The 22118-nt window shown below is 63.3% G+C and carries 19 protein-coding genes; 5 read left to right on the top strand and 14 right to left on the bottom strand.

What is annotated here, in order from left to right; genetic code table 11:
* The first annotated feature begins 106 nt into the window (after positions 1 to 106).
* On the top strand, positions 107 to 1012 hold the full coding sequence (locus tag C8C94_RS23845) for a LysR family transcriptional regulator (protein ID WP_121423054.1): 906 nt from the start codon (positions 107 to 109) through the stop codon (positions 1010 to 1012).
* A 47-nt stretch (positions 1013 to 1059) separates the two neighbouring features.
* Here the strand turns inward: C8C94_RS23845 and nudB are convergent, their stop codons facing one another.
* The 14 genes from nudB to serA form a co-directional block, all read right to left on the bottom strand.
* Positions 1060 to 1527 (bottom strand): dihydroneopterin triphosphate diphosphatase, encoded by a 468-nt coding sequence (gene nudB / locus C8C94_RS23840; protein WP_121422479.1) that lies wholly within the window; start codon positions 1525 to 1527, stop codon positions 1060 to 1062.
* Between the two features lie 18 nt (positions 1528 to 1545).
* Positions 1546 to 2361 carry a CsgG/HfaB family protein gene (locus C8C94_RS23835; protein WP_370449772.1) on the bottom strand — a complete coding sequence of 272 codons (816 nt, stop codon included), beginning with the start codon at positions 2359 to 2361 and terminating at the stop codon, positions 1546 to 1548.
* A 154-nt stretch (positions 2362 to 2515) separates the two neighbouring features.
* Positions 2516 to 4318: an aspartate--tRNA ligase gene (aspS, locus tag C8C94_RS23830; protein ID WP_121422477.1), complete on the bottom strand. Its 1803-nt coding sequence runs from the start codon at positions 4316 to 4318 to the stop codon at positions 2516 to 2518.
* Positions 4319 to 4358: 40 nt separating this feature from the next.
* The gene (locus tag C8C94_RS23825) at positions 4359 to 4982 is read right to left on the bottom strand and encodes a DUF502 domain-containing protein (protein ID WP_055399363.1); all 624 of its coding nucleotides are present in this window, start codon (positions 4980 to 4982) and stop codon (positions 4359 to 4361) included.
* A 9-nt stretch (positions 4983 to 4991) separates the two neighbouring features.
* Entirely contained in the window at positions 4992 to 5336 is a 345-nt protein-coding gene (locus C8C94_RS23820) for an FmdB family zinc ribbon protein (protein ID WP_121422476.1), read from the bottom strand.
* Positions 5337 to 5425: 89 nt separating this feature from the next.
* Positions 5426 to 6877, bottom strand: coding sequence for a sodium:solute symporter family protein (locus C8C94_RS23815; RefSeq protein WP_121422475.1), 1452 nt, complete (start codon positions 6875 to 6877; stop codon positions 5426 to 5428).
* A 171-nt stretch (positions 6878 to 7048) separates the two neighbouring features.
* Positions 7049 to 8614: a ubiquinone biosynthesis regulatory protein kinase UbiB gene (gene ubiB / locus C8C94_RS23810; RefSeq protein WP_121422474.1), complete on the bottom strand. Its 1566-nt coding sequence runs from the start codon at positions 8612 to 8614 to the stop codon at positions 7049 to 7051.
* Positions 8611 to 9222 carry an SCP2 domain-containing protein gene (locus tag C8C94_RS23805; RefSeq protein ID WP_121422473.1) on the bottom strand — a complete coding sequence of 204 codons (612 nt, stop codon included), beginning with the start codon at positions 9220 to 9222 and terminating at the stop codon, positions 8611 to 8613. Before C8C94_RS23805 ends, ubiB begins: the two co-directional genes overlap by 4 nt.
* A 54-nt stretch (positions 9223 to 9276) precedes the next feature.
* Positions 9277 to 10290, bottom strand: a complete 1014-nt coding sequence (locus tag C8C94_RS23800; protein ID WP_121422472.1) for a Tim44 domain-containing protein — start codon at positions 10288 to 10290, stop codon at positions 9277 to 9279.
* Between the two features lie 36 nt (positions 10291 to 10326).
* Positions 10327 to 11058 (bottom strand): bifunctional demethylmenaquinone methyltransferase/2-methoxy-6-polyprenyl-1,4-benzoquinol methylase UbiE, encoded by a 732-nt coding sequence (ubiE, locus tag C8C94_RS23795; protein WP_121422471.1) that lies wholly within the window; start codon positions 11056 to 11058, stop codon positions 10327 to 10329.
* Between the two features lie 214 nt (positions 11059 to 11272).
* A complete protein-coding gene (locus tag C8C94_RS23790; RefSeq protein ID WP_121422470.1) occupies positions 11273 to 11695 on the bottom strand; it encodes a gamma-butyrobetaine hydroxylase-like domain-containing protein in 423 nt (140 codons plus the stop codon).
* Positions 11696 to 11775: 80 nt separating this feature from the next.
* Positions 11776 to 12207, bottom strand: a complete 432-nt coding sequence (locus tag C8C94_RS23785) for an HIT family protein (RefSeq protein ID WP_121422469.1) — start codon at positions 12205 to 12207, stop codon at positions 11776 to 11778.
* Positions 12207 to 16124 (bottom strand): FAD/FMN-binding oxidoreductase, encoded by a 3918-nt coding sequence (locus C8C94_RS23780; RefSeq protein ID WP_121422468.1) that lies wholly within the window; start codon positions 16122 to 16124, stop codon positions 12207 to 12209. Before C8C94_RS23780 ends, C8C94_RS23785 begins: the two co-directional genes overlap by 1 nt.
* Before the next feature lie 72 nt (positions 16125 to 16196).
* Positions 16197 to 17426 carry a phosphoglycerate dehydrogenase gene (serA, locus tag C8C94_RS23775; protein ID WP_121422467.1) on the bottom strand — a complete coding sequence of 410 codons (1230 nt, stop codon included), beginning with the start codon at positions 17424 to 17426 and terminating at the stop codon, positions 16197 to 16199.
* A 299-nt stretch (positions 17427 to 17725) separates the two neighbouring features.
* Here serA and ugpB point away from each other — a divergent pair, with 299 nt between their 5' ends.
* From ugpB to C8C94_RS23755, 4 genes are all read left to right on the top strand, one after another.
* On the top strand, positions 17726 to 19042 hold the full coding sequence (gene ugpB / locus C8C94_RS23770) for a sn-glycerol-3-phosphate ABC transporter substrate-binding protein UgpB (protein WP_055399138.1): 1317 nt from the start codon (positions 17726 to 17728) through the stop codon (positions 19040 to 19042).
* Between the two features lie 120 nt (positions 19043 to 19162).
* A complete protein-coding gene (gene ugpA, locus C8C94_RS23765; RefSeq protein WP_121422466.1) occupies positions 19163 to 20044 on the top strand; it encodes a sn-glycerol-3-phosphate ABC transporter permease UgpA in 882 nt (293 codons plus the stop codon).
* Positions 20045 to 20191: 147 nt separating this feature from the next.
* Complete coding sequence (gene ugpE, locus C8C94_RS23760) at positions 20192 to 21043, top strand: sn-glycerol-3-phosphate ABC transporter permease UgpE (protein ID WP_121422465.1); 852 nt, start codon at positions 20192 to 20194, stop codon at positions 21041 to 21043.
* A 61-nt stretch (positions 21044 to 21104) separates the two neighbouring features.
* Positions 21105 to 22115 (top strand): sn-glycerol-3-phosphate import ATP-binding protein UgpC, encoded by a 1011-nt coding sequence (locus tag C8C94_RS23755; protein WP_055399144.1) that lies wholly within the window; start codon positions 21105 to 21107, stop codon positions 22113 to 22115.
* The last annotated feature ends 3 nt before the right edge of the window (positions 22116 to 22118 follow it).

Here is a 22118-nt window from a genome sequence, read left to right as displayed (position 1 = left end):
GCGAAGTATCTGCAGCGCCTTCCTTGACCATAATCAATGCTTTATGACGGATTGTGAAGATGTTCTAATGAATGGCATGAATCCCAGCGATTCCATCGCTCCAGCCATGTCTCTGCCTCATTTCACGCCACGCCAGCTCGAAGCCTTTGTCAACGTGGCAGAACTGCGCAGCTTCGCGGCCACCGCAGAGCGTTTGGCCCTTACACCGTCTGCAGTAAGCCAACTCGTGAGCGAGTTGGAAGACGCGCTCGGCTTCAAACTGTTTGAGCGCAGCACGCGCAGGGTTGACATCACCAGCGCGGGGCGGGAGTTTCTGGCCTCGGCAGAGTCGGTGCTCAAGCACCTGCGCATAGCGCAGTCGGCCGCCAGCGATGTCCGCAACCGCGCAGCGGGCATCGTGCGAATCGCAGCACCACTGGTCGTCGCCAGCGTGATCCTGCCCAAAGCCATCAAGGCCTATACACAAACCAGGCCCAAGGTGCACATCCGCATTCGCGACGTGCCGGTGGAAAAACTCGTCGATGCAGTCGCCAGCGGCGACGCCGATCTGGCCCTGGGTCCGGATCGCGCCTGTGGCGATGACATCGTGCGTACCCAGCTCTTCGAGAGCCCCTGGGTGCTGTGGTGTGCGCCCACCCATCCCCTGGCCCACAAACGCAACGTGACCTGGGAGCAGCTGCACGCCTACCCGCTGGTGGCTGCCGGGCGGGATCACGAACGCAGCGTGGCGCAGATGCACACCGGGCTGCCCAGCGAGCAGCGCGTGACCCCCGTAGAGATCGTGGACAACATCTCCACCGCCATGGGCCTGGCTGCCGCCGATGTGGCCGCTACGCTGGCGCCCGACTATGTGGGCGCACTGGCCAAGCCACTCGGACTGGTGCGCCGCCGCATCCTGTCACCCGAAGTCATGCGCTACGTGTGCCTCTATAGCCCCGCACGGCGGGCCACCTCGCCTGCAGCGGAGGGCTTCGCAGACCACCTGATCCGCATCCTCGCCCAGCGCAGGTGAGCTGCCGGCGCCGCCGCGCGCAGTGCGGGGCGCGCACCAACGTCTGCCTACACAAAACGAGGAAGCAGTAAGCAGGCCTCGGCATTGGAGGCCGAGAAGCAGCGCTCGGCCGCGCGCTGCCACGGCAACCATTCGAAAGCATCGTGTTCACGAGGACTCAGCACCACGGGCGTAGCTGCTGGCACGCACAAGCCAAACACCCGCTCGCGATTGCGCACCACCCCCGGTGCATATCGGTGCAGCCATTGCGGCCAGATGTCGTAGACGTTCTCCAAGGCCCAGTCGGTCAGCAGGCAGCCGGGCGCCCGCGCGTCAATGCCGGTTTCCTCGGCCACTTCGCGGCGGGCGGTTTCGTCAAACGACTCATCAAGGCGGTCTTTGCTCCCGGTGACAGATTGCCAGTGCCCATCACCGCCCGTGCGGCGGATCAGCAGCACCTCCAGGGCGGGCGTGTGGATGACCACCAACACCGACTCTGGAAGCTTGTAGGGCCTGTGCTGCGCTGTCGGCACCATGGGCGACACCTTCCCTCTCTACCCGGCCTTGGAACGCGGGGCTGAAGTGGTGGGAACGGGCGGCGGCAGCTCCTTGGCCTGCAGCGCCCTGACCTGCACCACCAACTGGTTGTGTGCGTCCAGGAAGGCCGCGGCAATGACCTTGCCCTCGTTGGTATTGCTCCAGCCCGCACCCGCTGCGCCCCCGAGCTTGCCGAACACGAGCCCGCCCACGCCCAGGTCAGTGGTGCGTGCAGACCCGGTGGCGGCGGCAACCTGCTCGGTGGTTTCGTTGTCTGACAGCAGCAGTGCCGTTTGCGCCTCCTTGAATTTGACCTGCTCCACCATGCCGGCCAGGCCCGCGATGTCGCGCAGCACCGGAATCATGGCAATCACGCCCGCCAGGCCCCGTCCCGCGTCCTGCTCACTGAACGTGAGGCTGGGTGTGAGCGTGTACTGCGCCTCATAGCCCTTGCCCTTTGCCACGGTGGAGTTGTTCTTGCGCAGCACGCCGGAGTCCTTGAGGTCCTGCTCCTGGATGGTTCCGCGCAGCCCGGCCGACCGGTCCACCACACGAAAGCAGCCACTTTGCTGGGCCAGCAGCTTGACCAGGGGCACGGGGGATGGCGGGAGGCTGTAGCCCGAACCCATGGTGTAGCCGCTGGGGTTTTCTGCCAGCGCCAGCGTGGCCACGGGCGCCTCGCAGCGCACCAGTTCGCGCGCAGCGTTGCTGGTCCCCGCCGGCCCTGCCGAGCCAGTGACCACGGAACCGCCCTGGCCCAGTTCGGTCTTCTTTTCACCGCAACCTGCCAGGGCCAGTAGCACGGCGCCCATCCACAAAGCCCGGGTCGTCATTGAACGCATGGAAAGTGTCCTTTCAGTGCCAGAGCCACATCGCCGAGGGCGCGGGCTGGCCAAGAAAAAAGCGGCGCAGGCTGCCAAGCCCTTGCCGCTTTGTCGTGCGATGCCACGAGAGTGGATCCGCGCCGGGTTCGGGGAAAGCCCCGGATCAGGCTGCCTTGACAGCGTCGATGTTACGCAGGCGGATGTGCAGCTCGCGCAACTGCTTTTCGTCCACGGGCGAAGGCGCCTGCGTGAGCAGGTCCTGGGCGCGCTGGGTCTTGGGGAAAGCGATCACGTCACGGATCGATTCCGCACCGGTCATCAGCGTGATAAGGCGGTCCAGACCGAAGGCCAGGCCACCGTGTGGGGGCGCGCCGTACTGCAGGGCATCCAGCAGGTAGCCGAACTTGGCCTGGGCGTCTTCGGGTGTGATCTTGAGCGCATCGAACACCTTCTTTTGCACATCGGCGCGGTGGATACGCACCGAACCACCGCCCAGCTCCCAGCCGTTGAGCACCATGTCGTAGGCCTTGGCGATGCACTTGCCGGGATCAGTGGCCATGAACTCTTCGTGGCCGTCCTTGGGGCTGGTGAAGGGGTGGTGCACGGCCGTCCAACGGTCTTCTTCCTCGTCGTGCTCGAACATGGGAAAGTCCACCACCCACAGCGGCGCCCAGCGGTTTTCAAAGAGACCGCTCTTCTTGCCGAACTCGCTGTGGCCGATCTTCAGTCGCAGCGCGCCGATGGAATCGTTGACGATCTTTTCCTTGTCGGCACCGAAGAACAGCAAGTCACCGTCCTGCGCATCCGTGCGCTTGAGGATTTCAGCGATGGCCGCGTCATGCAGGTTCTTCACGATGGGCGACTGCAGCCCTTCGCGGCCCTGGGCCACTTCGTTGACCTTGATCCAGGCCAGGCCCTTGGCACCGTAGATCTTCACGAACTCGGTGTAGGCATCGATCTCACCGCGCGAGATCTGTGCGCCGCCGGGCACGCGCAGGGCAACCACACGGCCGCCCTTGGTGGTGGCGGGAGCAGAGAAGACCTTGAAGTCCACGTCCTTCATCACTTCGGTCAGCTCGGTGAATTCGAGCTTCACGCGCAGGTCGGGCTTGTCCGAGCCAAAGCGGAAAGCCGCTTCCTGGTAAGTCATGATCGGGAATTCGCCCAGGTCCACGCCCAGTTGCTGCTGGAACACCTCGGTGATCATGCGCTGGAAGATCGCACGGATTTCTTCTTCGCCCAGGAACGACGTCTCGCAGTCGATCTGCGTGAATTCGGGCTGGCGGTCGGCGCGCAGGTCTTCGTCGCGGAAGCACTTGGTGATCTGGTAGTAGCGGTCGTAGCCAGCCACCATCAGCATCTGCTTGTAGAGCTGGGGCGACTGGGGCAGCGCGAAGAACTGGCCGTCGTGCACGCGGCTGGGCACCAGGTAGTCGCGCGCGCCTTCGGGCGTGCTTTTGCCCAGCATGGGCGTTTCGATGTCGATGAAGCCTTCCTTGTCCAGGAAGTTGCGCACCTGGATGGAGGTCTTGTAGCGCAGCATCATGTTGCGCTGCATGTGCGGGCGGCGCAGGTCCATCACACGGTGCGTGAGGCGCGTGGTTTCCGACAGGTTCTCGTCGTCCATCTGGAACGGAGGCGTGACGGAGGGGTTCAGCACCTTCAGCTCGTGGCACAACACTTCGATCTGGCCGCTCTTGAGCTTGTCGTTGGTCGTGCCGTCAGGGCGGGGGCGCACCAGGCCCACCACCTGCACGCAGAACTCGTTGCGCACGTCTTCGGCGGTCTTGAACATCTCGGCACGGTCGGGGTCGCACACCACCTGCACGTAGCCTTCGCGGTCGCGCAGGTCGATGAAGATCACGCCGCCATGGTCACGACGACGGTTCACCCAGCCAGACAGGGTAACGGTTTGGCCCATCAGGGCTTCGGTCACAAGACCGCAATAGTGGGAACGCATGGCCATGGCAGAAACTTCCGGCGCCCAAGGGGCGCGTTAAAGGGATTTACTTACTGTGGGAAACAAGCGTGGGGTCAGCCGGAGCGACCACGCCCATCGAAACAATGTATTTGAGGGCGGCGTCCACGCTCATGTCGAGCTCGACGCAGTCGCTCTTGCGCAGCATCACAAAATACCCGCCAGTGGGGTTAGGCGTGGTGGGCACATACACGCTCACGAATTCATCGCGCAGGTATGCCGCCACCTCGCCATTGGGCGCGCCAGTGACGAAGGCCACGGTCCAGACGCCCTCGCGCGGCCACTGCACCAGCACGGCCTTGCGAAAGGCATTGCCGCTTTCTGAAAAAAGCGTGTCGGACACCTGCTTGACGCTGGAATAGATCGAACGCACCACCGGGATGCGGTGCACCACCGCATCGCCCCACTGCACGAGCTTGCGGCCCGCGAAGTTGCTGGCGACGGCACCGACCACCAACAGGATCAGCAGCGTGAGAACCACGCCAAAGCCCGGGACGTGAAAGCCCAGCAGCTTGTCGGGATGCCATGCAACGGGCAGGATTTGCAGGGTCTGATCCAGCGTGCTCACGATCCAGTTGAGCACCCAGGCCGTGATAACCCCTGGCACGATCACCAGAAGGCCGGTCAACAGCCACTTGCGCAAGGCAGCCATGAGGGTCACTCAGCTCGCAGAGGAGGTGGAAGTGGTAGAACTGCCACCAGCACTTGATGCTGCTGCACCAGATGCTTCTTTTTTAGGAGCATCAACAGAACTTGCCGGCGCCGCGGCCTCGGTTTTCGGTTCTGTCTTGCTGTCCGTCGCGGGGGCAGAACTGCCACCGCTGCCACCGCGAAAATCGGTCACATACCAGCCCGAGCCCTTGAGCTGGAAGCCGGCCGCTGTGACCTGCTTGGAAAATGCTTCCGCGCCGCAGGCGGGGCACACCGTGAGGGGCGCATCAGAGATTTTTTGCAGCACATCCTTGGCATGGCCGCAGGAGCCGCATTTGTAGGCGTAAATAGGCATGTCAGTGTGTTGAGGGAAAGTGCAAAACCCTCAATTATAGGCGGCATGCCCATCCTCAAGCCCCACGCACTGTGCATGGGGCGATGCAATCAGCTGGCGCTGCCCTCGTAGTGGGTGACGTGGCCTTTGTGGTCGTCGATCCACTGCGGTGCCAGCGAGCCCCCGATCATGCCGACCAACGCCGCCAGCACCCCAGCCAGTTGCTGCGGGAACGCTTCGGACAGCATGGGGCTGGCCACAAACAGCAGCCACACACCCAGGCCCATGGCCACCGCCAGGATGGCGCCCTGGGTGGTCGCGCGCTTCCAGTACAGGCCGAACACCAGGGGGACAAAAGCCCCCACCAGCGGTACCTGGTAAGCGCCCGACACCAGTTCATAGATCGATGTGCCCTGCATGGTGATCGCGTAAGTGAGCACGCAGGCGGTAAACACGAGCACCGAAATGCGCATGGCCTTCAGTGTCTGGGCATCGGTCATGCCAGGCCGCAGGTTGTGCAGGATGTTCTCCACAAAAGTGGTGGACGGCGCGAGCAACGTGGCCGATGCGGTGGACATGATGGCCGAGAGCAGCGCGCCAAAGAAGGCGATCTGAAGAATCAGCGGCATGCGTTCCATCACCAGCGTGGGCAGCACTTTCTGGGGATCGTCCTTGAGCAGCGCCTGGGCGGTTTCGGGCATGACCAACACGGCGGCCGTAACGACAAACATGGGGATGAAGGCAAACAGCAGGTACAGCACCCCTCCGATGACCGGGCCGGTGCGCGCTGTCTCGGCGCTGTTGGACGACATCACGCGCTGAAAAACATCCTGCTGGGGTATGGAGCCCAGCATCATCGTGATCGCGGCGGCAAAGAAAAAGGTCCACTCCTTGAGCCCACCCGTGGGAAAGAACTGGAACTTGCCTTCACGCGCGGCATATTCCACAACCTTGCCCGCACCCCCGGCCAGGTCCGCCGCGTACCAGGCGATGGCCAGCAGCCCCACGGCGATCACAATCATCTGGACAAAGTCGGTCATGGCCACCGACCACATGCCGCCATACAGGGTGTAGACCAGAACGATGACCGTACCGATGACCATGCCCATGGTGACGGACACATACCCCTGCGTCAGCAGGTTGAACACCAGCCCCAGAGCCGTGATCTGCGCAGCCACCCATCCCAGGTAGCTGAACATGATGATGGCTGAACAAGCCACTTCGATCACACGCCCGTAACGCTGGCGGTAGTAGTCACCCAGGGTGATGAGGTTCTTCTTATAAAGCTTGTAGGCAAAAAACAGCCCCACAAGAACCAGGCACATGGAGGCGCCAAATGGGTCCTCCACCACCGCACCCAGCCCACCATCCACAAACCGGGCTGACACGCCGAGAACGGTTTCCGATCCAAACCAGGTCGCAAAGGTCGTGGCTATCACCACAGCCAGGGGCAGGCTGCGGCCCGCCACCGCATAGTCGGCCGTGTTGTGCACGCGCGTGGCGGCATACAGGCCGATACCAATCGAGACCAGCAGGTACAGAACGATGAATGTGATCAGCATGGCGCCGCTCCGAAACTCCAAGGAAGGTTACAAAAAGCAGGTGTGCGCCCGGCGTGCCGTGGGCCGACACGCCGAGGCCCCTGCAGATCCAGGGGTGACCACTTTGCTACAAAATTCGTAACAAAAGTTGCAGCGGATTATGAAGGCAACTTTCGTGCCGTTCGCACCGTTTCAGAAAATCCGCATCCGCACAAACAACTGCATCGCCAGAAGGCCCAGCACAAAACCGACGCCGCCATAAATGATGGACTGGAGCAGCCGGTTGGTACGGTGCTGGACTTCCAGCAGTTCGCGCAAGGCTTGCTGCTGGTCAGCCGGGCGCTGCCGCAAGGCGTCGTGCAGCAGGCGCGGCAGTTCGGGAATCAGCTTGGCATAGTGGGGCGCCTCGGCCCGCAGCTCCCGCCACAGGCGCTGCGGCCCCATCTGCTCCAGCATCCACTTTTCCAGGAAGGGCTTGGCGGTGCTCCACAGGTCCAGCTCCGGGTCCAGCTCGCGGCCCAGGCCTTCGATATTGAGCAGTGTCTTTTGCAGCAGCACCAGCTGGGGCTGAATCTCGACGTGGAAGCGGCGCGAGGTCTGGAACAGGCGCATCAGCACCATGCCCAATGAGATCTCCTTGAGCGGGCGATCAAAGTACGGCTCGCACACGGCGCGGATGGCCGATTCGAGGTCGTTCACCCGCGTCTCGGGCGGCACCCAGCCACTTTCGATGTGCAGCTCCGCCACGCGCTTGTAGTCGCGCCGGAAGAACGCCACGAAATTCTGCGCCAGGTACTCCTTGTCAGACTCGGTGAGCGTGCCCACGATGCCGAAATCCAGCGAGATATAGCGCCCAAAGGTGGCCGGATCCAGGCTCACCTGGATGTTGCCGGGGTGCATGTCGGCATGAAAGAAGCCGTCACGGAACACCTGGGTAAAGAAGATGGTGACGCCGTCGCGCGCGAGTTTGGGGATGTCCACCCCGGCTTCCCGTAGGCGCTCGATCTGGCTGATGGGCACACCGTTCATGCGCTGCATCACCATGACCTCGGGGTGGCAGAAGTCCCAGAAAATCTCAGGGATCAGCACCAGGTCCAGCCCCTGCATGTTGCGGCGCAGCTGCGCGGCGTTGGCGGCCTCCCGCACCAGATCCAGTTCGTCGTGCAGGTAGTTGTCGAACTCGGCCACCACCTCGCGGGGCTTGAGGCGCTTGCCGTCGGCCGACAGGCTCTCCACCCACCCGGCCATCATGCGCATGAGACTCAGGTCTTTCTCGATCACGGGCAACATGCCCGGGCGCAGCACCTTGACCGCCACCTCGCGCTCGATGCCATGGCGGTCCCGCAGCGTGGCGAAATGCACCTGCGCAATGGAGGCACTGGCCACCGGCACGCGGTCAAAGAACGTGAAAACCTCATCCACCGGCCGCCGGAATGCCCGCTCGATCGTGGCGATGGCGATCTCCGGGTCGAAGGGCGGCACGCGGTCCTGCAGCCGGGCCAGCTCGTCGGCCACATCGGGCGGCAGCAGGTCGCGGCGTGTCGAAAGCACCTGACCAAACTTGACGAAGATGGGGCCCAGGCGCTCCAGCGCCAAGCGCAGCCGCTGGCCGCGCGGTGCATCCAGGTTGCGTCCGAACGACAGGACGCGCGATACCGATCGCAGCCAGGGCTTCTGGAAACTGTCCAGCACCATGGCGTCCAGGCCGTACCGGAACACCACCCACAGGATGGCGCCGCCCCTCAGGAACTGCTTCATGCGCCAGCCCGGTCGGAACCGCTGTTGGGCGCGGAAGGCGTGGAGGGTCCGGATGGCATGGGCGCGACGGCTGACGACGTTGGTGCAACGCGCGTGCCCACGAACTGGCGCAGCGCCTGCGCAGCGCGGCTCGCCACCTGCGCCACAGTGTGGGCGGGAGCGTCACCGATCACACGCGCCAGGTCCTCCTCAACATCCCAGCGCACGTGATCGACCAGCCAGTTGATTTCGGCGGCCAGTTGCACATCGCCCTCAATACGGATGGCGGGCTTGTCACCCCGCAGGGCCGTCTGGGCCAGCGCAAAGGGAGAGGTCTCGGTGACGTGAAGCTGCAGATCGGGCGCGGCAGTTTCGTGCGCCAGGTTGAACAGCCCAGCGGGCGTGATGACCAGGGCCATCGAATACGCACGCCACTGCACGCGGGCGATGCGGCCCTTCTGACGCACCAGGCGGTCCATGGCCTCTTTTTCCTGCATCAGTACATGGTTAAGGAACAGCACCATGCGCTGCTGCATCTCATGCACGAGCCACTGGGGGGGTTGGGGGCCGGCGGCCACACGCTCAAAGAGGCCGTCCAGAAACGAAAAAGGGGACTGTGGTGTTGCCATAGTCCCCGATTATTCCCTGAACTGGGATAGCCCCACAGCGGGGCATTTCCTTTATTACTGCAGGGCCTGCACGCCGGCCACCAGCCAGCCGCTGCTGCCGGCCTTGGGCTTGGTCATGTTCCAGACCTCGCGGAAGGGGCTCGGGCCGGCTGAGGGCTCCTCGCGGATCATGCCGGAGAACTCGACGCTGGCCATGTAGCCGTCGCCCAGGTCTTCAATGCCCAGCAACTGGGCTTCGATCATGACCACGTCGGTGTGGTTGGGCTGCATGCCACGGTGGTCTTCGCGCTCCGTGAGCTGGGTGCGAATCTCGCCGAGCATGCTGTCGGTCATCATGGAGCGCAGGGTGGCGATGTCCGAACGGTCCCAGGCCGCTTGCAAGGTGACGAAGTTGCGCTTGGCGGCAGTCAGGAAGCCCTCGGTATCGAAGCCTTCAGGAATCCCCCAGTTCTGCGACCCGGACAGGCCCGAGCCGATCACCGCGCCCGAACCCGCACCGCCTTGTGCAGCGCGCGAGGCATCAAACGCCATGCTGCTGCGCTCCCAGGGGCGCGCCGAGGCGTCGTTGCCCACGTTGTTGGGGCTGTACTGCGGAGGCACCTGCGCTGCGGCGGGCGTGGCAGCACCCGCGCCCTGGAACGCGAACGGCGCACCACCGGCAGCAGCGCCACCGTTGCCACCGCCACTGCGTGCGCGCATCACCATCTTGAAGATGGCAAACGCGGCCACTGCCAGCAACGCAATCATCAGAATGTTGGCAAACCCTGCACCCAGCCCCAACGAGCTGGCCAGCCAGGCCAAGCCCAGGCCAGCGGCCAGGCCACCCAGCATCGCGCCCCAAGGCTTCTTGGCCGCTGCCGCAGCCGGAGCTGCACCCGCAGCAGGCGGCTTGGCAGCCGCCGCATTGGTCGCATTCTGGGCGGGCGCACCCGGCGCTGCCGACTCACGCTGCGTAACGTTGCTCGATTGCTGCCCCGTCGATTTACCACCGCCCAGTCGCCGGGCGTCGGCATCGGCGTGCGCAAACGCCAGCATCGCAACCAACACCACAGACCACAGTTTCATCATGACTTCTCCGTCTCCGTTAATGACTGAGCGAAACGCTCAGCACTTGATTCCAACATGCAAGGCCACAATGCCCCCTGTCATGTTGTGATAGTCCACATGCCCAAAGCCATTTTTTTGCATGAGGCTTTTGAGCTCTTCCTGCCCGGGGTGCATGCGGATGGACTCGGCCAGGTAGCGGTAGCTGGCGTCGTCGCCCGCCACCAGCTTGCCCAACTGGGGCAGCACCTTGAACGAATACCAGTCGTACACCTTTTCGAGTGGCTTTGCGACCTTTGAAAACTCCAGCACCAGCAGCTTGCCGCCGGGCTTGAGCACGCGGCACATTTCGGCAATCGCCTGGTCCTTGTGCGTCATGTTGCGCAGGCCAAAAGCAACGCTCACCACATCGAAATGTGCGTCGGGGAACGGCAGCTTCTCGGCATCGCAGACCAGTGTCGGCAACACCACACCCGCATCAATCAGGCGGTCGCGCCCCACGCGCAGCATGGCTTCGTTGATGTCGGTGTGCACCACACGGCCGGTGGCGCCCACCTTCTCGGAGAACGCCAGCGCCAGGTCGCCCGTGCCCCCTGCAATATCGAGCACCTGGCTGCCTTCGCTGAGGTTGGCCACCATCACGGTGTAGGCCTTCCAGGCACGGTGCAGGCCCGCCGACATGAGGTCGTTCATCACGTCGTACTTGGAGGCCACGGAGTCGAACACGCCGCGCACGCGGCGTGCTTTTTCCTGCTCGTCCACCGACTGAAAACCGAAATGCGTGGTGCTCATAAGATTCATGCTAGGCGCGTGAACGCCAGAGGTACAGCGACAACCCCGCACTGAAATGGGGCATCTGTCGCAATTTGGACAACGCTATTGAAAAGAAATCAGCCGCCAGCGCCTTTCTATATTGCACCAACAGCTATTATTTCAATAGCACCTTGACAGACAAGGGCTTCCGCCGAGTTCTGTGCTCCTCCAGAAAAACACTCGGCCCGCAGCCTCAATGACTGCCACAGGCATGGCCACCGGCACCACCCTGAGGCGCCATCGGCGCATCGCGGTCCGCCCCCGCAGCGGCCAGCCGCTCGGTGTACTGGGTCCACAGCGCGTCTTGCTTGTCGCCCAGTTCGTAGAGGTAGTCCCAGGTGAAGATGCCGCTGTCATGCCCGTCAGAAAACGTGGGCTTGACCGCATAGTTGCCCACGGGTTCCAGATTGAGCAGCGTGACCTCCCGCTTGCCCGTCTGCAGCACTTCCTGGCCTGGGCCGTGGCCCTGCACTTCGGCCGACGGTGAATACACACGCATCAGCTCGAACGGAATGCGGAACGTGGCGCCATCGGAGAACCCTACTTCGAGCACCCGCGATGCCTCGTGCACCGTGATTGCCTGCGGCGTGGGCGCACCCGCTTTCAAACCTGCCATGGATTCACCTGTGAGAAAACTGTTGTCAGAAACGACCTCTGCGATTGTCCCACCCGCTCTGGGGCACACCGCAAACAGGGTTACCGGGTAGGCAACTGGGCCAGCCGCGATTGCAACTGCGCCTCCAGCGCGGGCAGCAGGGTCCGCACGCCGGCCTCTTGCGCCGCCGGGCTGGGCCGCTGCACCGCCGCCCACACGGGCGATGGAAAGTGACTGTCCCAGTCAAACCGCGCAATCACATGCCAGTGCAGGTGCGGCACCATGTTGCCCAGCGCCGCGATGTTGACCTTGGTGGGCGACAGGTGCTGGCGCAGGGCCTGCTCCACCAGGGCCACTGCCTCCATGCAGTGCACACGATCAACGGCAGCCAGGTCCGAGAACTCGGCCACATGTGCATTCCACACCACGCGATAGAAGGCAGGAAACCCCGCCTCCTGCGCACGGATGACACGCAGGCGCTCACCACGCCACACCAATGCGCCACCGTCTTCAGCGCACAAGGGGCAGGCCATCAGACCAGCACCCGCTCGATGCCGCCGTTGTTGGCACGCTGTACGTAGTCGGGCATCCAGTTCTCGCCCAGAATCTCGCGCGCCATCTCGACCACGATGTAGTCGGCTTCGAGCAGGCCGTTGTTCAGATCGCCTTCGTAGCGGTTCAGGCCCTGCAGGCAACTGGGGCAGCTGGTGAGGATCTTCACGTTGTCCTGCGCGCCGACAGCACCGCTGGCACGCAGCTGGGCTTCGCCCTTTTTGATCTCTTCTTCCTTGCGGAAGCGCACCTGCGTGGACACGTCGGGCCGGGTCACACCCAGCGTGCCCGATTCGCCGCAGCAACGCTCACTCTTCAAGACCTGCTCGCCCACCAGCGCCTTCACGGTCTTCATCGAGTCCTGCAGCTTCATGGGGTTGTGGCAGGGCTCGTGGTACAGGTAGGCGCCCTTGCCTTGCAGCTGAATGCCCTTTTCCAGCAGGTACTCGTGGATGTCGATGATGCGGCTGCCCGGGAAGATCTTGTCAAACTCGTAGCCCTGCAGCTGGTCGTAGCAGGTGCCGCAACTCACCACCACGGTCTTGATATCGAGGTAGTTGAGCGTGTTCGCCACGCGGTGGAAGAGCACACGGTTGTCCGTGATCATCTTCTCCGCCTTGTCGAACTGGCCCGAACCGCGCTGCGGGTAACCGCAGCACAGGTACCCAGGCGGCAGCACCGTCTGCACGCCCGCGTGCCACAGCATGGCCTGGGTCGCCAAACCGACCTGCGAGAACAAGCGCTCTGACCCGCAGCCAGGGAAGTAGAACACCGCCTCCGTCTCGGCCGTGGTGGCCTGCGGGTTGCGGATGATCGGCACGTAGTCCTTGTCCTCGATGTCGAGCAGCGCGCGCGCCGTCTTCTTGGGCAGGCCGCCCGGCAGCTTCTTGTTGATGAAATGGATCACCTGCTCCTTGATCGGAGCGGTGCCCACCGTCGCAGGCGGCTTGGCCGTTTGCTTGCGGCCCACCTTGCGCAGCAGGTCCACGGCCAGGCGCTGAGCCTTGAAGCCCACATCCACCATGGCCGAACGCATGAACTTGATGGTGTCCGGGTTGGTGGCGTTGAGCATGGTCATCGCCAGCGCGTTGCCAGGCCGGAACGTCTTCTTGCCCATCTTGCGCAGCAGGTTGCGCATGTTCATGGTGACGTCGCCGAAGTCGATCTTCACCGGGCAGGGGCTTTCGCACTTGTGGCACACCGTGCAGTGGTCGGCCACGTCTTCAAACTCCTGCCAGTGCTTGATGCTCACACCCCGGCGCGTCTGCTCTTCGTACAGGAAGGCCTCGACCAGCAGCGAGGTGGCCAGGATCTTGTTGCGCGGGCTGTAGAGCAGGTTGGCGCGTGGCACATGCGTGGAGCACACGGGCTTGCACTTGCCGCAGCGCAGGCAGTCCTTCACGCTGTCGGCAATCGCACCGATATCGCTCTGCTGCATGATCAGCGACTCATGCCCCATCAGGCCGAAGCTCGGCGTGTAGGCATTCGTCAAATCGGCGTGCATCAACGCAGCGTTTGAAGCGCTTTTGGCCTCTAGCGCTTGTCCATCAAGCGCTGACAGCTCCTGATTTCGGAGCAACTTACCCTTGTTGAAGCGACCTTCCGGGTCCACCTTGCGCTTGTACTCGGCAAAGGGGCGCAGCTCTTCGTCGGTCAGAAACTCCAGCTTGGTGATGCCAATGCCGTGTTCGCCCGAGATCACGCCGTCCAGGCTGCGCGCCAGCACCATGATGCGCGCCACGGCCTCGTGCGCGGTCTGCAGCATCTCGTAGTCGTCGCTGTTGACGGGCAGGTTGGTGTGCACATTGCCGTCGCCCGCATGCATGTGCAGCGCCACCCACACCCGGCCCTTGAGCACGCGCTTGTGGATGGCCACAGCCTCGTCCAGGATGGGCTTGAACGCCGCGCCGGTGAAGATGCCTTGCAGCGGCGCCCGCAGCTGGGTCTTCCAGCTGGCGCGCAGCGTGTGGTCCTGCAGCTGGGGGAACAGCGTTTCCACATCGTGCAGCCAGCCTTGCCACAGCGCGCGCACCTCTTCCACCAGGGCGATGGCCTGGGCTACGCGCTCCTGCAGCAGCTCGGGCGATGGGACTTCGTCGTCGGCGTCATGCTTGCCCAGGGGCAGGTTGCCGCGCTCGAAGAACTCGGTCAGCGCATCGCACAGCTTGATCTTGTTGCGCAGGCTCAGCTCGATGTTGATGCGCTCGATGCCGTCGGTGTACTCGGCCATGCGCGGCAGCGGGATCACCACGTCTTCGTTGATCTTGAAGGCGTTGGTGTGGCGGCTGATGGCCGCCGTCTTCTTGCGGTCCGCCCAGAACTTCTTGCGCGCATCGGCCGTGATGGCCACAAAGCCTTCGCCGCTGCGGGTGTTGGCCAGGCGCACGACCTCGCTGGTCACGCGGGCCACGTCGTCGGCGTTGTCGCCCGCGATGTCGCCAATCAGCACCATCTTGGGCAGGCCGCCGTTGCCCTTCTTGCTTTTGGTGGCGTAGCCCACGGCCTTCAGATAGCGGTCATCCAGGTGTTCCAGGCCCGCCAGCAGCACGCCACTGCGCTTTTGCTCGGCGAACATGAAGTCCTTGATCTCGACGATGCTGGGCACGGCGTCCTTGGCGTTGCCGAAGAACTCCAGGCACACGGTGCGCGTGTGCTCGGGCATGCGGTGCACCACCCAGCGCGCGCTGGTGATCAGGCCGTCGCAGCCTTCCTTCTGGATGCCGGGCAGGCCCGCGAGGAACTTGTCCGTCACGTCCTTGCCCAGGCCTTCCTTGCGGAAAGTCTTGCCCGGGATGCTCAGGCGCTCGGTGCGCACGGGCGTCTTGCCATCGGCCTCGAAATACTGCAGCTCGAAGGTGGCCGTCTCCACGTCATGGATCTTGCCCATGTTGTGGTCCAAGCGCGTCACTTCGAGCCACTGGGCGTCGGGCGTGACCATGCGCCAGCTGGCCAGGTTGTCCAGCGCCGTGCCCCACAGCACGGCCTTCTTGCCACCCGCGTTCATGGCGATATTGCCGCCGATGCAACTGGCCTCGGCGCTGGTCGGGTCCACCGCAAACACAAAACCGGCGCGCTCGGCCGCATCGGCCACGCGCTGGGTCACCACGCCGGCCTCGGTCCACACCGTGCCCACCTCGCGGTCCAGGCCCGGCAGGCGGCGCATCTCCACCTCGGTCATGGCTTCAAGCTTTTCGGTGTTGATGACCACGCTCTTCCACGTCAACGGAATGGCGCCGCCGGTGTAGCCGGTGCCGCCCCCACGGGGAATGATGGTCAGGCCCAGCTCGATACAGCCCTTGACCAGGCCCGCCATCTCGACCTCAGTGTCGGGGGTCAGCACCACAAACGGGTACTCGACGCGCCAGTCGGTCGCATCGGTCACATGGCTCACGCGGGAGAGGCCGTCGAACTTGATGTTGTCCTTGGCCGTCAGGCGGCCCAGAGTCTTCTGGATCTGGCGGCGCAGCTGCGCGGCCTGCTCGAAGGTGGCATTGAACTCGGCCACTGCGCGGCGCGCAGCGACGACCAGTTCACCCACCAGACGGTCGCGTCCGGCGTCATCGGCAGGGGTGCGGCGCTTTTCGATCTCGCCCAGGCGGTGCTGAAGGGCATCGACCAGCAGCTTGCGGCGGTTGGGGTTGTCCAGCAGGTCGTCCTGCAGGTAAGGGTTGCGCTGCACGACCCAGATATCGCCCAGCACTTCATACAGCATGCGGGCCGAGCGGCCGGTGCGGCGCTCTTTGCGCAATTGGTCCAGCACCTCCCAGGATGAGGACCCCAGCAGGCGGATCACGATCTCCCGGTCGGAGAACGAGGTGTAGTTATAGGGAATTTCTCGCAGACGGGCAGGCTCGGCGGCCTGCGTCTGCAAGGCCGCCAACGCGATCGGAACATTCATGGGGGTCTACCTGGGGTGGGGGCGTGATTTTATGCCACGGTGCCCTCCCCGCGTCGGCCCCCACTCTGGCGCTCAGAACAGCACACGGCTGCGCAGGGTTCCGCCGACCTGCGCAAGCTTGTCCAATGCCAGATCCGACGAGGCGGCGTCGATGTCGATCACCACATAGCCGATCTTCTCGTTGGTCTGCAGGTACTGGGCCGAGATGTTGATCTGGTTGTCCGAGAAGATGCGGTTGATTTCGGACAACACACCCGGCACGTTGCGGTGGATGTGCAGCAGGCGGTGCTTGCCGGGGTGGGCGGGCAGCGCGACCTCTGGAAAGTTCACCGACGAGGTGCTGGTGCCGTTGTCGCTGTATTTCACCAACTTTTCCGCCACTTCGAGGCCGATGTTGGCCTGTGCCTCCATGGTAGAGCCGCCGATGTGGGGAGTCAGGATCACGTTGTCCAGGCCACGCAGGGGGGACTGGAACTCGTCCTTGTTGGTGCGTGGCTCGACCGGGAACACGTCGATGGCGGCGCCCAGCAGCTTCTTGGCCTTGAGCGATGCGGCCAGCGCTTCAATATCCACCACCGTGCCCCGCGCGGCGTTGATGAGGATGCCGCCTGGCTTCATGGCCGCGATCTCGGCGGCGCCGATCATTCCCTCGGTGGACGGCAACTCGGGCACGTGCAGGCTCACGATGTCGCTCTGGCCCAGCAGGTCGTGCAGGTGCTGCACCTGGCGGGCATTGCCCAGGGGCAGCTTGTTGACCACATCAAAGAAGGCCACGTGCATGCCCATCGCCTCGGCCAGCACCGACAGCTGGGTGCCGATGGAGCCGTAACCCACGATGCCCAGGGTCTTGCCCCGAATTTCATACGCGTTGTCGGCCGACTTGAGCCAGCCACCCCGGTGCGCCACCGCGTTCTTCTCGGGAATACCGCGCAGCAGCAGGATGGCTTCCGCCAGCACCAGCTCGGCCACCGAGCGGGTGTTGGAGTACGGCGCATTGAACACCGCAATGCCACGCTCGCGCGCCGCATTCAGATCCACCTGGTTGGTGCCAATGCAAAAGCAGCCCACGGCCACGAGCTTGTGGGCCTGGGCAAACACTTCCTCGGTGAGCTGCGTGCGCGAGCGGATGCCCACAAAGTGCACATCCGCGATCTTGCGCTTGAGCTCATCGTCGGGCAGTGCGCCAGACACCGTCTCGATCTGCGTATAGCCCGCCGCGCGGATCACATCCACCGCAGAGGAGTGAATGCCTTCGAGCAGCAGAAATTTGATCTTGTTCTTGTCCAGCGAATTGGTGGCCATGGCAATAAGAAAGAAGGAAATGGAGAAGGAAGAAACCGGCGCGCTGCGGCGCGAACGAACCGGTGCGACAGGGACCAGCGAACAGTCACCAGCATGGTGCATTGCACAAAACCTTGCAAGCCTCGGCAAATGCGCCACACCTTGTCACAAAAGAGTCACAATCGCTCCCCTTGCGGGTTACCCAAGGGGTTTCCCGGTTGTTGCAAGCGCTGGGGTCATGCGACAACGACATATCAATGTCACATCGGCTGCATAGCATCCAGCCTTTGTGCTTTTCGTCATCCTCGGAGGAAATATTCATGCAAACGAAGCATCTGGCGGTCTGCGCTGCCATTGCCCTGTCGGTCTGCGCACCTGCGCAAGCCCAGGCGCAGCAAGTTGAGATTCAGTGGTGGCATTCGATGAGCGCAGCGCTGGGCGACTGGGTCAATGACCTGGCCAAGCAGTACAACGCCAGCCAGACCAAGTACAAGGTCGTGCCCACTTACAAGGGCACTTATGACGAATCCATGACAGGCGCCATCGCCGCCTTCCGTGCGGGCAACGCCCCCCACATCCTGCAGGTGTTTGAAGTGGGCACCGCCACCATGATGGCCAGCAAGGGCGCCATCGTGCCCGTCGCCAAGGTATTGAACGACGGCGGCTTCAAGTTCGACCCCACCCAGTACGTGTCAGCTGTGGCTGGCTACTACACCGCGCCCAATGGCCAGATGCTGAGCTACCCGCTCAACAGCTCCACGACGGTGTTCTATTACAACAAGGATGCCTTCAAGAAGGCCGGCCTGGACGCCGACAAGCCGCCCAAGACCTGGCCCGAAGTGTTTGCCGCCGCGTCCAAGCTCAAGGCCAGCGGTCACAGCTGCCCGTTCACCACCAGCTGGATCAGCTGGACGCAGCTTGAAAGCTTCTCGCTGTGGCACAACACGCTGTTCGCGTCCAAGAACAACGGCTTTGACGGCAACGACGCCCAGCTGCAGGTCAACTCGCCATTGCACGTGCGCCACTTTGAGAACCTGGCCAAGGCCTCCAAGGACGGCAGCTTCGTCTACAAGGGCCGTGGCAACGTGCCGGACGCATCCTTCCCCTCGGGCGAGTGCGCCATGATGACGGGCTCCTCGGGCCTGTACGCCCGCGTGGCCAAGGAAGCCAAGTTTGCCTACGGCATCTCGGCCCTGCCCTACTACCCTGACGTGAAGGGTGCCCCCCAGAACACCGCCATTGGTGGTGCCAGCCTGTGGGTGATGTCTGGCAAGAAGGCCGAGGAATACAAGGGCGTGGCCGATTTCCTGAACTTCCTGAACGACACCAAGGTGCAGGCTGCGAGCCACCAGCGCACGGGCTACCTGCCTGTGACCATGGGCGCCTACCAGCTGACCGAGGCTTCGGGCTTCTACACCAAGAACCCCGGCACCGACGTGGCCGTGACGCAGATGATCAAGAAGGCCACGGACAAGTCGCGCGGCATCCGCCTGGGCAACTTCGTGCAGATCCGCGCCATCATCGACGAGGAAACCGAGCAGATCTGGTCGGGCAAGAAGTCGCCCAAGGAAGCACTGGACACCGCCGTGACCCGTGGCAACGAGCAACTAGGCCGCTTCGCCCGCGCCAACAAGTAAACACTGCCGAACATCTGCCGATACCGCCCAGCAGCACTGCCGGGTGGCATCGAAAGCCCGCCGCCCCGTCAACCCTATTGGTTCACGGGGCGGCGGGGTTTTCTTTTTGAGAGTTTCGACATGGAAAAACGCGTTTTATTCCGCTCTGCATGGCTGCCATGGGTGCTTCTGGCACCCCAACTGGCCATCATCAGCGTCTTCTTTTTCTGGCCAGCCGGCCAAGCCCTGGTGCAGTCGTTCCAGATGCAGGACTCCTTCGGGTTTTCGAAGGAATGGGTCGGTTTCGACAATTTCCGGGACCTGTTCCAGGACCCGGGCTACCTGGCATCGTTCAAAACCACGGCCTTCTTCTCTATCCTGGTGGCGGTGAGCGGCATCACGCTGTCGCTGTTCCTTGCGATCTTTGCCGACCGCATCATCAAGGGCGCCATGGTCTACAAGACCGCGCTGCTGCTGCCCTACGCCGTGGCGCCTGCGGTGGCGGGCGTGCTGTGGATGTTCATGTTCTCGCCCTCGCTGGGCGTGGTGGCCTACATGCTGCGCCAGTCGGGTTTCGACTGGAACCACATGCTCAACTCCGACCACGCGATGGCGCTGATCGTGATTGCGGCGGTGTGGAAGCAGATCTCCTACAACTTCCTGTTCTTCCTGGCGGGCTTGCAGTCCATCCCCAAGTCGCTCATCGAGGCGGCCGCGATTGACGGTGCAGGCCCATGGCGCCGCTTCTGGAGCATCCAGTTCCCGCTGCTGTCGCCCACCACGTTCTTCCTGCTGGTGATCAATGTGGTGTATGCATTCTTCGACACCTTCGCCATCGTGGACGCCACCACGCAGGGCGGCCCGGGCCGCGACACGTCCATCCTGGTCTACAAGGTGTACCACGATGGCTTCAAGGCCATGGACATGGGCGGATCGGCCGCACAGTCGGTGGTGCTGATGGCCATCGTCGTTGTGCTGACGGTCATCCAATTCCGCTACGTCGAGAAGAAAGTGCAGTACTGAATATGAAGCACCCCCTGAGTCGCTTCGCGCCTTCCCCCTCCAGGGGGACGCCGCCCTCACTGCGGGGCGGCCCTTGCTCGGCGGCCCTCGCCTGCGTCGTGTCTTTTGCGGGCGCAGTGGGCCAAGCTTCGATCCTGAAAGATTCCAATGGTTGAACGTAGTCCCTACCTCACCGCGTTCTCGCACCTCATCATGGTGCTGGGCGTGATCATCGTCGGCTTCCCGCTGTACCTGGCCTTCGTGGCCTCCACCCACACGGCGCAGGACATCGTGCAGGTGCCCATGCCCATGGTGCCCGGCGGCAACTTCTGGCAGACCTACCACGACGCATTGTTCGGCGGCGGAACCGGCGCGGGCTCTACCGCACCCGTGGCGCACATGATGTGGGTGAGTTTTGTCACCGCCATGGTCATCACGCTGGGCAAGATCGCCATCTCGCTGTTGTCGGCGTTTGCCATCGTGTACTTCCGCTTCCCTTTCAAGGGCATCTGCTTCTGGCTGATCTTCATCACGCTGATGCTGCCCGTGGAAGTGCGTATCGGGCCCACCTACCAGGTGGTGTCGGACCTGGGCATGCTCAACACCTATGCGGGCCTCACAGTGCCGCTGATCGCCTCGGCCACGGCCACGTTCCTGTTCCGGCAGTTCTTCCTCACGGTGCCCGATGAACTGGTCGAAGCCGCGCGTGTGGATGGCGCCGGTCCGATGCGCTTTTTCAAGGACATCCTGGTGCCGCTGTCGCGCACCTCGATTGCCGCGCTGTTCGTGATCCAGTTCATCTATGGCTGGAACCAGTATCTGTGGCCCCTGTTGGTGACCACGTCCGAAGACATGTACCCCGTGGTGATCGGCATCAAGCGCATGCTGGCCGGCGGCGACGCAGGCAACGAGTGGAACATCGTGATGGCCACGGCCCTGCTGGCCATGCTGCCACCTGCCTTTGTGGTGGTGGTCATGCAGCGCTGGTTCGTCAAGGGCCTGGTGGACACTGAAAAATAAAGATAAAACGGGCCCTACCGCTTCATACATCTGCGCTAGCAGCTACATATTTAATAGCAAAATGGCATCCATCTCTCTTCGCAACATCATCAAGCGCTACGGGCACGGCCCCAAGGCCAACCAGGTCATCCACGGCGTGAACGCCGAGGTCAAGGACGGTGAATTCATCGTGATCGTCGGCCCCTCGGGCTGCGGCAAATCCACCCTGCTGCGCATGGTCGCCGGCCTGGAAGAAATCTCCGGCGGCGAGCTGCGCATCGGCGACCGTGTGGTGAACAACCTGGAACCTGCCCAGCGCGACATCGCGATGGTGTTCCAGAACTACGCGCTGTACCCGCACATGACGAACTTCGACAACATGGCGTATGGCCTGAAGATCGCCAAGGTGCCCAAGGACGAGATCAAGGCGCGCGTGGACAAGGCCGCCAAGATCCTCGAACTGGGCCACCTGCTGGAGCGCAAGCCGCGCGAACTCTCGGGCGGCCAGCGCCAGCGCGTGGCCATGGGCCGCGCCATCGTGCGCCAGCCCCAGGTGTTTCTGTTCGACGAGCCGCTGTCCAACCTGGACGCCAAGCTGCGCGCCCAGACCCGCCTGGAGATCCAGAAGCTGCACCGCGAGCTGGGCATCACCAGCCTGTTCGTCACACACGACCAGGTCGAGGCCATGACATTGGCTGAACGCATGATCGTGATGAACGCCGGCAACATGGAACAGTTCGGCACGCCCGAAGAGGTCTACCACACGCCCGCGTCCACCTTCGTGGCCAGCTTCATCGGCTCGCCGCCCATGAACCTGCTCAAGAACGCGCCGAGCGCCGCCCCCGGCACCATCCTGGGCATCCGCCCCGAGCACCTGGATGTGCGCAGCGAAGGCTGGGCGGTCACGGTCGAGACGGTGGAGCTGCTGGGCGCCGAGCGCCTGATCTATGGTCGCATCAATGGCGAGCAGATCATCGTGCGCGTTGAAGAAGGCACGCACTCCCCTGCGCCCGATTCCGTGATCCATGTTCAGCCCCGCGCAGATCGCCTGCACGCGTTCGATGCCACCACCGGCAAGCGCATCGCGGCCTGAACC

The sequence above is a fragment of the Acidovorax sp. 94 genome (assembly GCF_003634645.1).
In the GTDB taxonomy this organism is placed as follows: Bacteria; Pseudomonadota; Gammaproteobacteria; order Burkholderiales; family Burkholderiaceae_C; genus Acidovorax; species Acidovorax facilis.
The sequence above is the reverse complement of the archived record's forward strand: the minus strand, read 5'-3'. Positions and strand labels throughout refer to the sequence as shown.

What these genes read in the sequence shown, in the direction of transcription:
- C8C94_RS23805 (WP_121422473.1), bottom strand. Translation starts at nt 9,222, where the DNA reads ATGGCAACACCACAGTCCCCTTTTTCGTTTCTGGACGGCCTCTTTGAG.
- C8C94_RS23835 (WP_370449772.1), bottom strand. Translation starts at nt 2,361, where the DNA reads ATGACGACCCGGGCTTTGTGGATGGGCGCCGTGCTACTGGCCCTGGCA.
- ugpE (WP_121422465.1), top strand. Translation starts at nt 20,192, where the DNA reads ATGGTTGAACGTAGTCCCTACCTCACCGCGTTCTCGCACCTCATCATG.
- ugpA (WP_121422466.1), top strand. Translation starts at nt 19,163, where the DNA reads ATGGAAAAACGCGTTTTATTCCGCTCTGCATGGCTGCCATGGGTGCTT.
- C8C94_RS23820 (WP_121422476.1), bottom strand. Translation starts at nt 5,336, where the DNA reads ATGCCTATTTACGCCTACAAATGCGGCTCCTGCGGCCATGCCAAGGAT.
- ugpB (WP_055399138.1), top strand. Translation starts at nt 17,726, where the DNA reads ATGCAAACGAAGCATCTGGCGGTCTGCGCTGCCATTGCCCTGTCGGTC.
- ubiB (WP_121422474.1), bottom strand. Translation starts at nt 8,614, where the DNA reads ATGAAGCAGTTCCTGAGGGGCGGCGCCATCCTGTGGGTGGTGTTCCGG.
- C8C94_RS23825 (WP_055399363.1), bottom strand. Translation starts at nt 4,982, where the DNA reads ATGGCTGCCTTGCGCAAGTGGCTGTTGACCGGCCTTCTGGTGATCGTG.
- nudB (WP_121422479.1), bottom strand. Translation starts at nt 1,527, where the DNA reads ATGGTGCCGACAGCGCAGCACAGGCCCTACAAGCTTCCAGAGTCGGTG.
- C8C94_RS23755 (WP_055399144.1), top strand. Translation starts at nt 21,105, where the DNA reads ATGGCATCCATCTCTCTTCGCAACATCATCAAGCGCTACGGGCACGGC.
- aspS (WP_121422477.1), bottom strand. Translation starts at nt 4,318, where the DNA reads ATGGCCATGCGTTCCCACTATTGCGGTCTTGTGACCGAAGCCCTGATG.
- C8C94_RS23785 (WP_121422469.1), bottom strand. Translation starts at nt 12,207, where the DNA reads ATGGCCTGCCCCTTGTGCGCTGAAGACGGTGGCGCATTGGTGTGGCGT.
- C8C94_RS23845 (WP_121423054.1), top strand. Translation starts at nt 107, where the DNA reads ATGTCTCTGCCTCATTTCACGCCACGCCAGCTCGAAGCCTTTGTCAAC.
- C8C94_RS23815 (WP_121422475.1), bottom strand. Translation starts at nt 6,877, where the DNA reads ATGCTGATCACATTCATCGTTCTGTACCTGCTGGTCTCGATTGGTATC.
- C8C94_RS23790 (WP_121422470.1), bottom strand. Translation starts at nt 11,695, where the DNA reads ATGGCAGGTTTGAAAGCGGGTGCGCCCACGCCGCAGGCAATCACGGTG.
- C8C94_RS23800 (WP_121422472.1), bottom strand. Translation starts at nt 10,290, where the DNA reads ATGATGAAACTGTGGTCTGTGGTGTTGGTTGCGATGCTGGCGTTTGCG.
- serA (WP_121422467.1), bottom strand. Translation starts at nt 17,426, where the DNA reads ATGGCCACCAATTCGCTGGACAAGAACAAGATCAAATTTCTGCTGCTC.
- ubiE (WP_121422471.1), bottom strand. Translation starts at nt 11,058, where the DNA reads ATGAGCACCACGCATTTCGGTTTTCAGTCGGTGGACGAGCAGGAAAAA.
- C8C94_RS23780 (WP_121422468.1), bottom strand. Translation starts at nt 16,124, where the DNA reads ATGAATGTTCCGATCGCGTTGGCGGCCTTGCAGACGCAGGCCGCCGAG.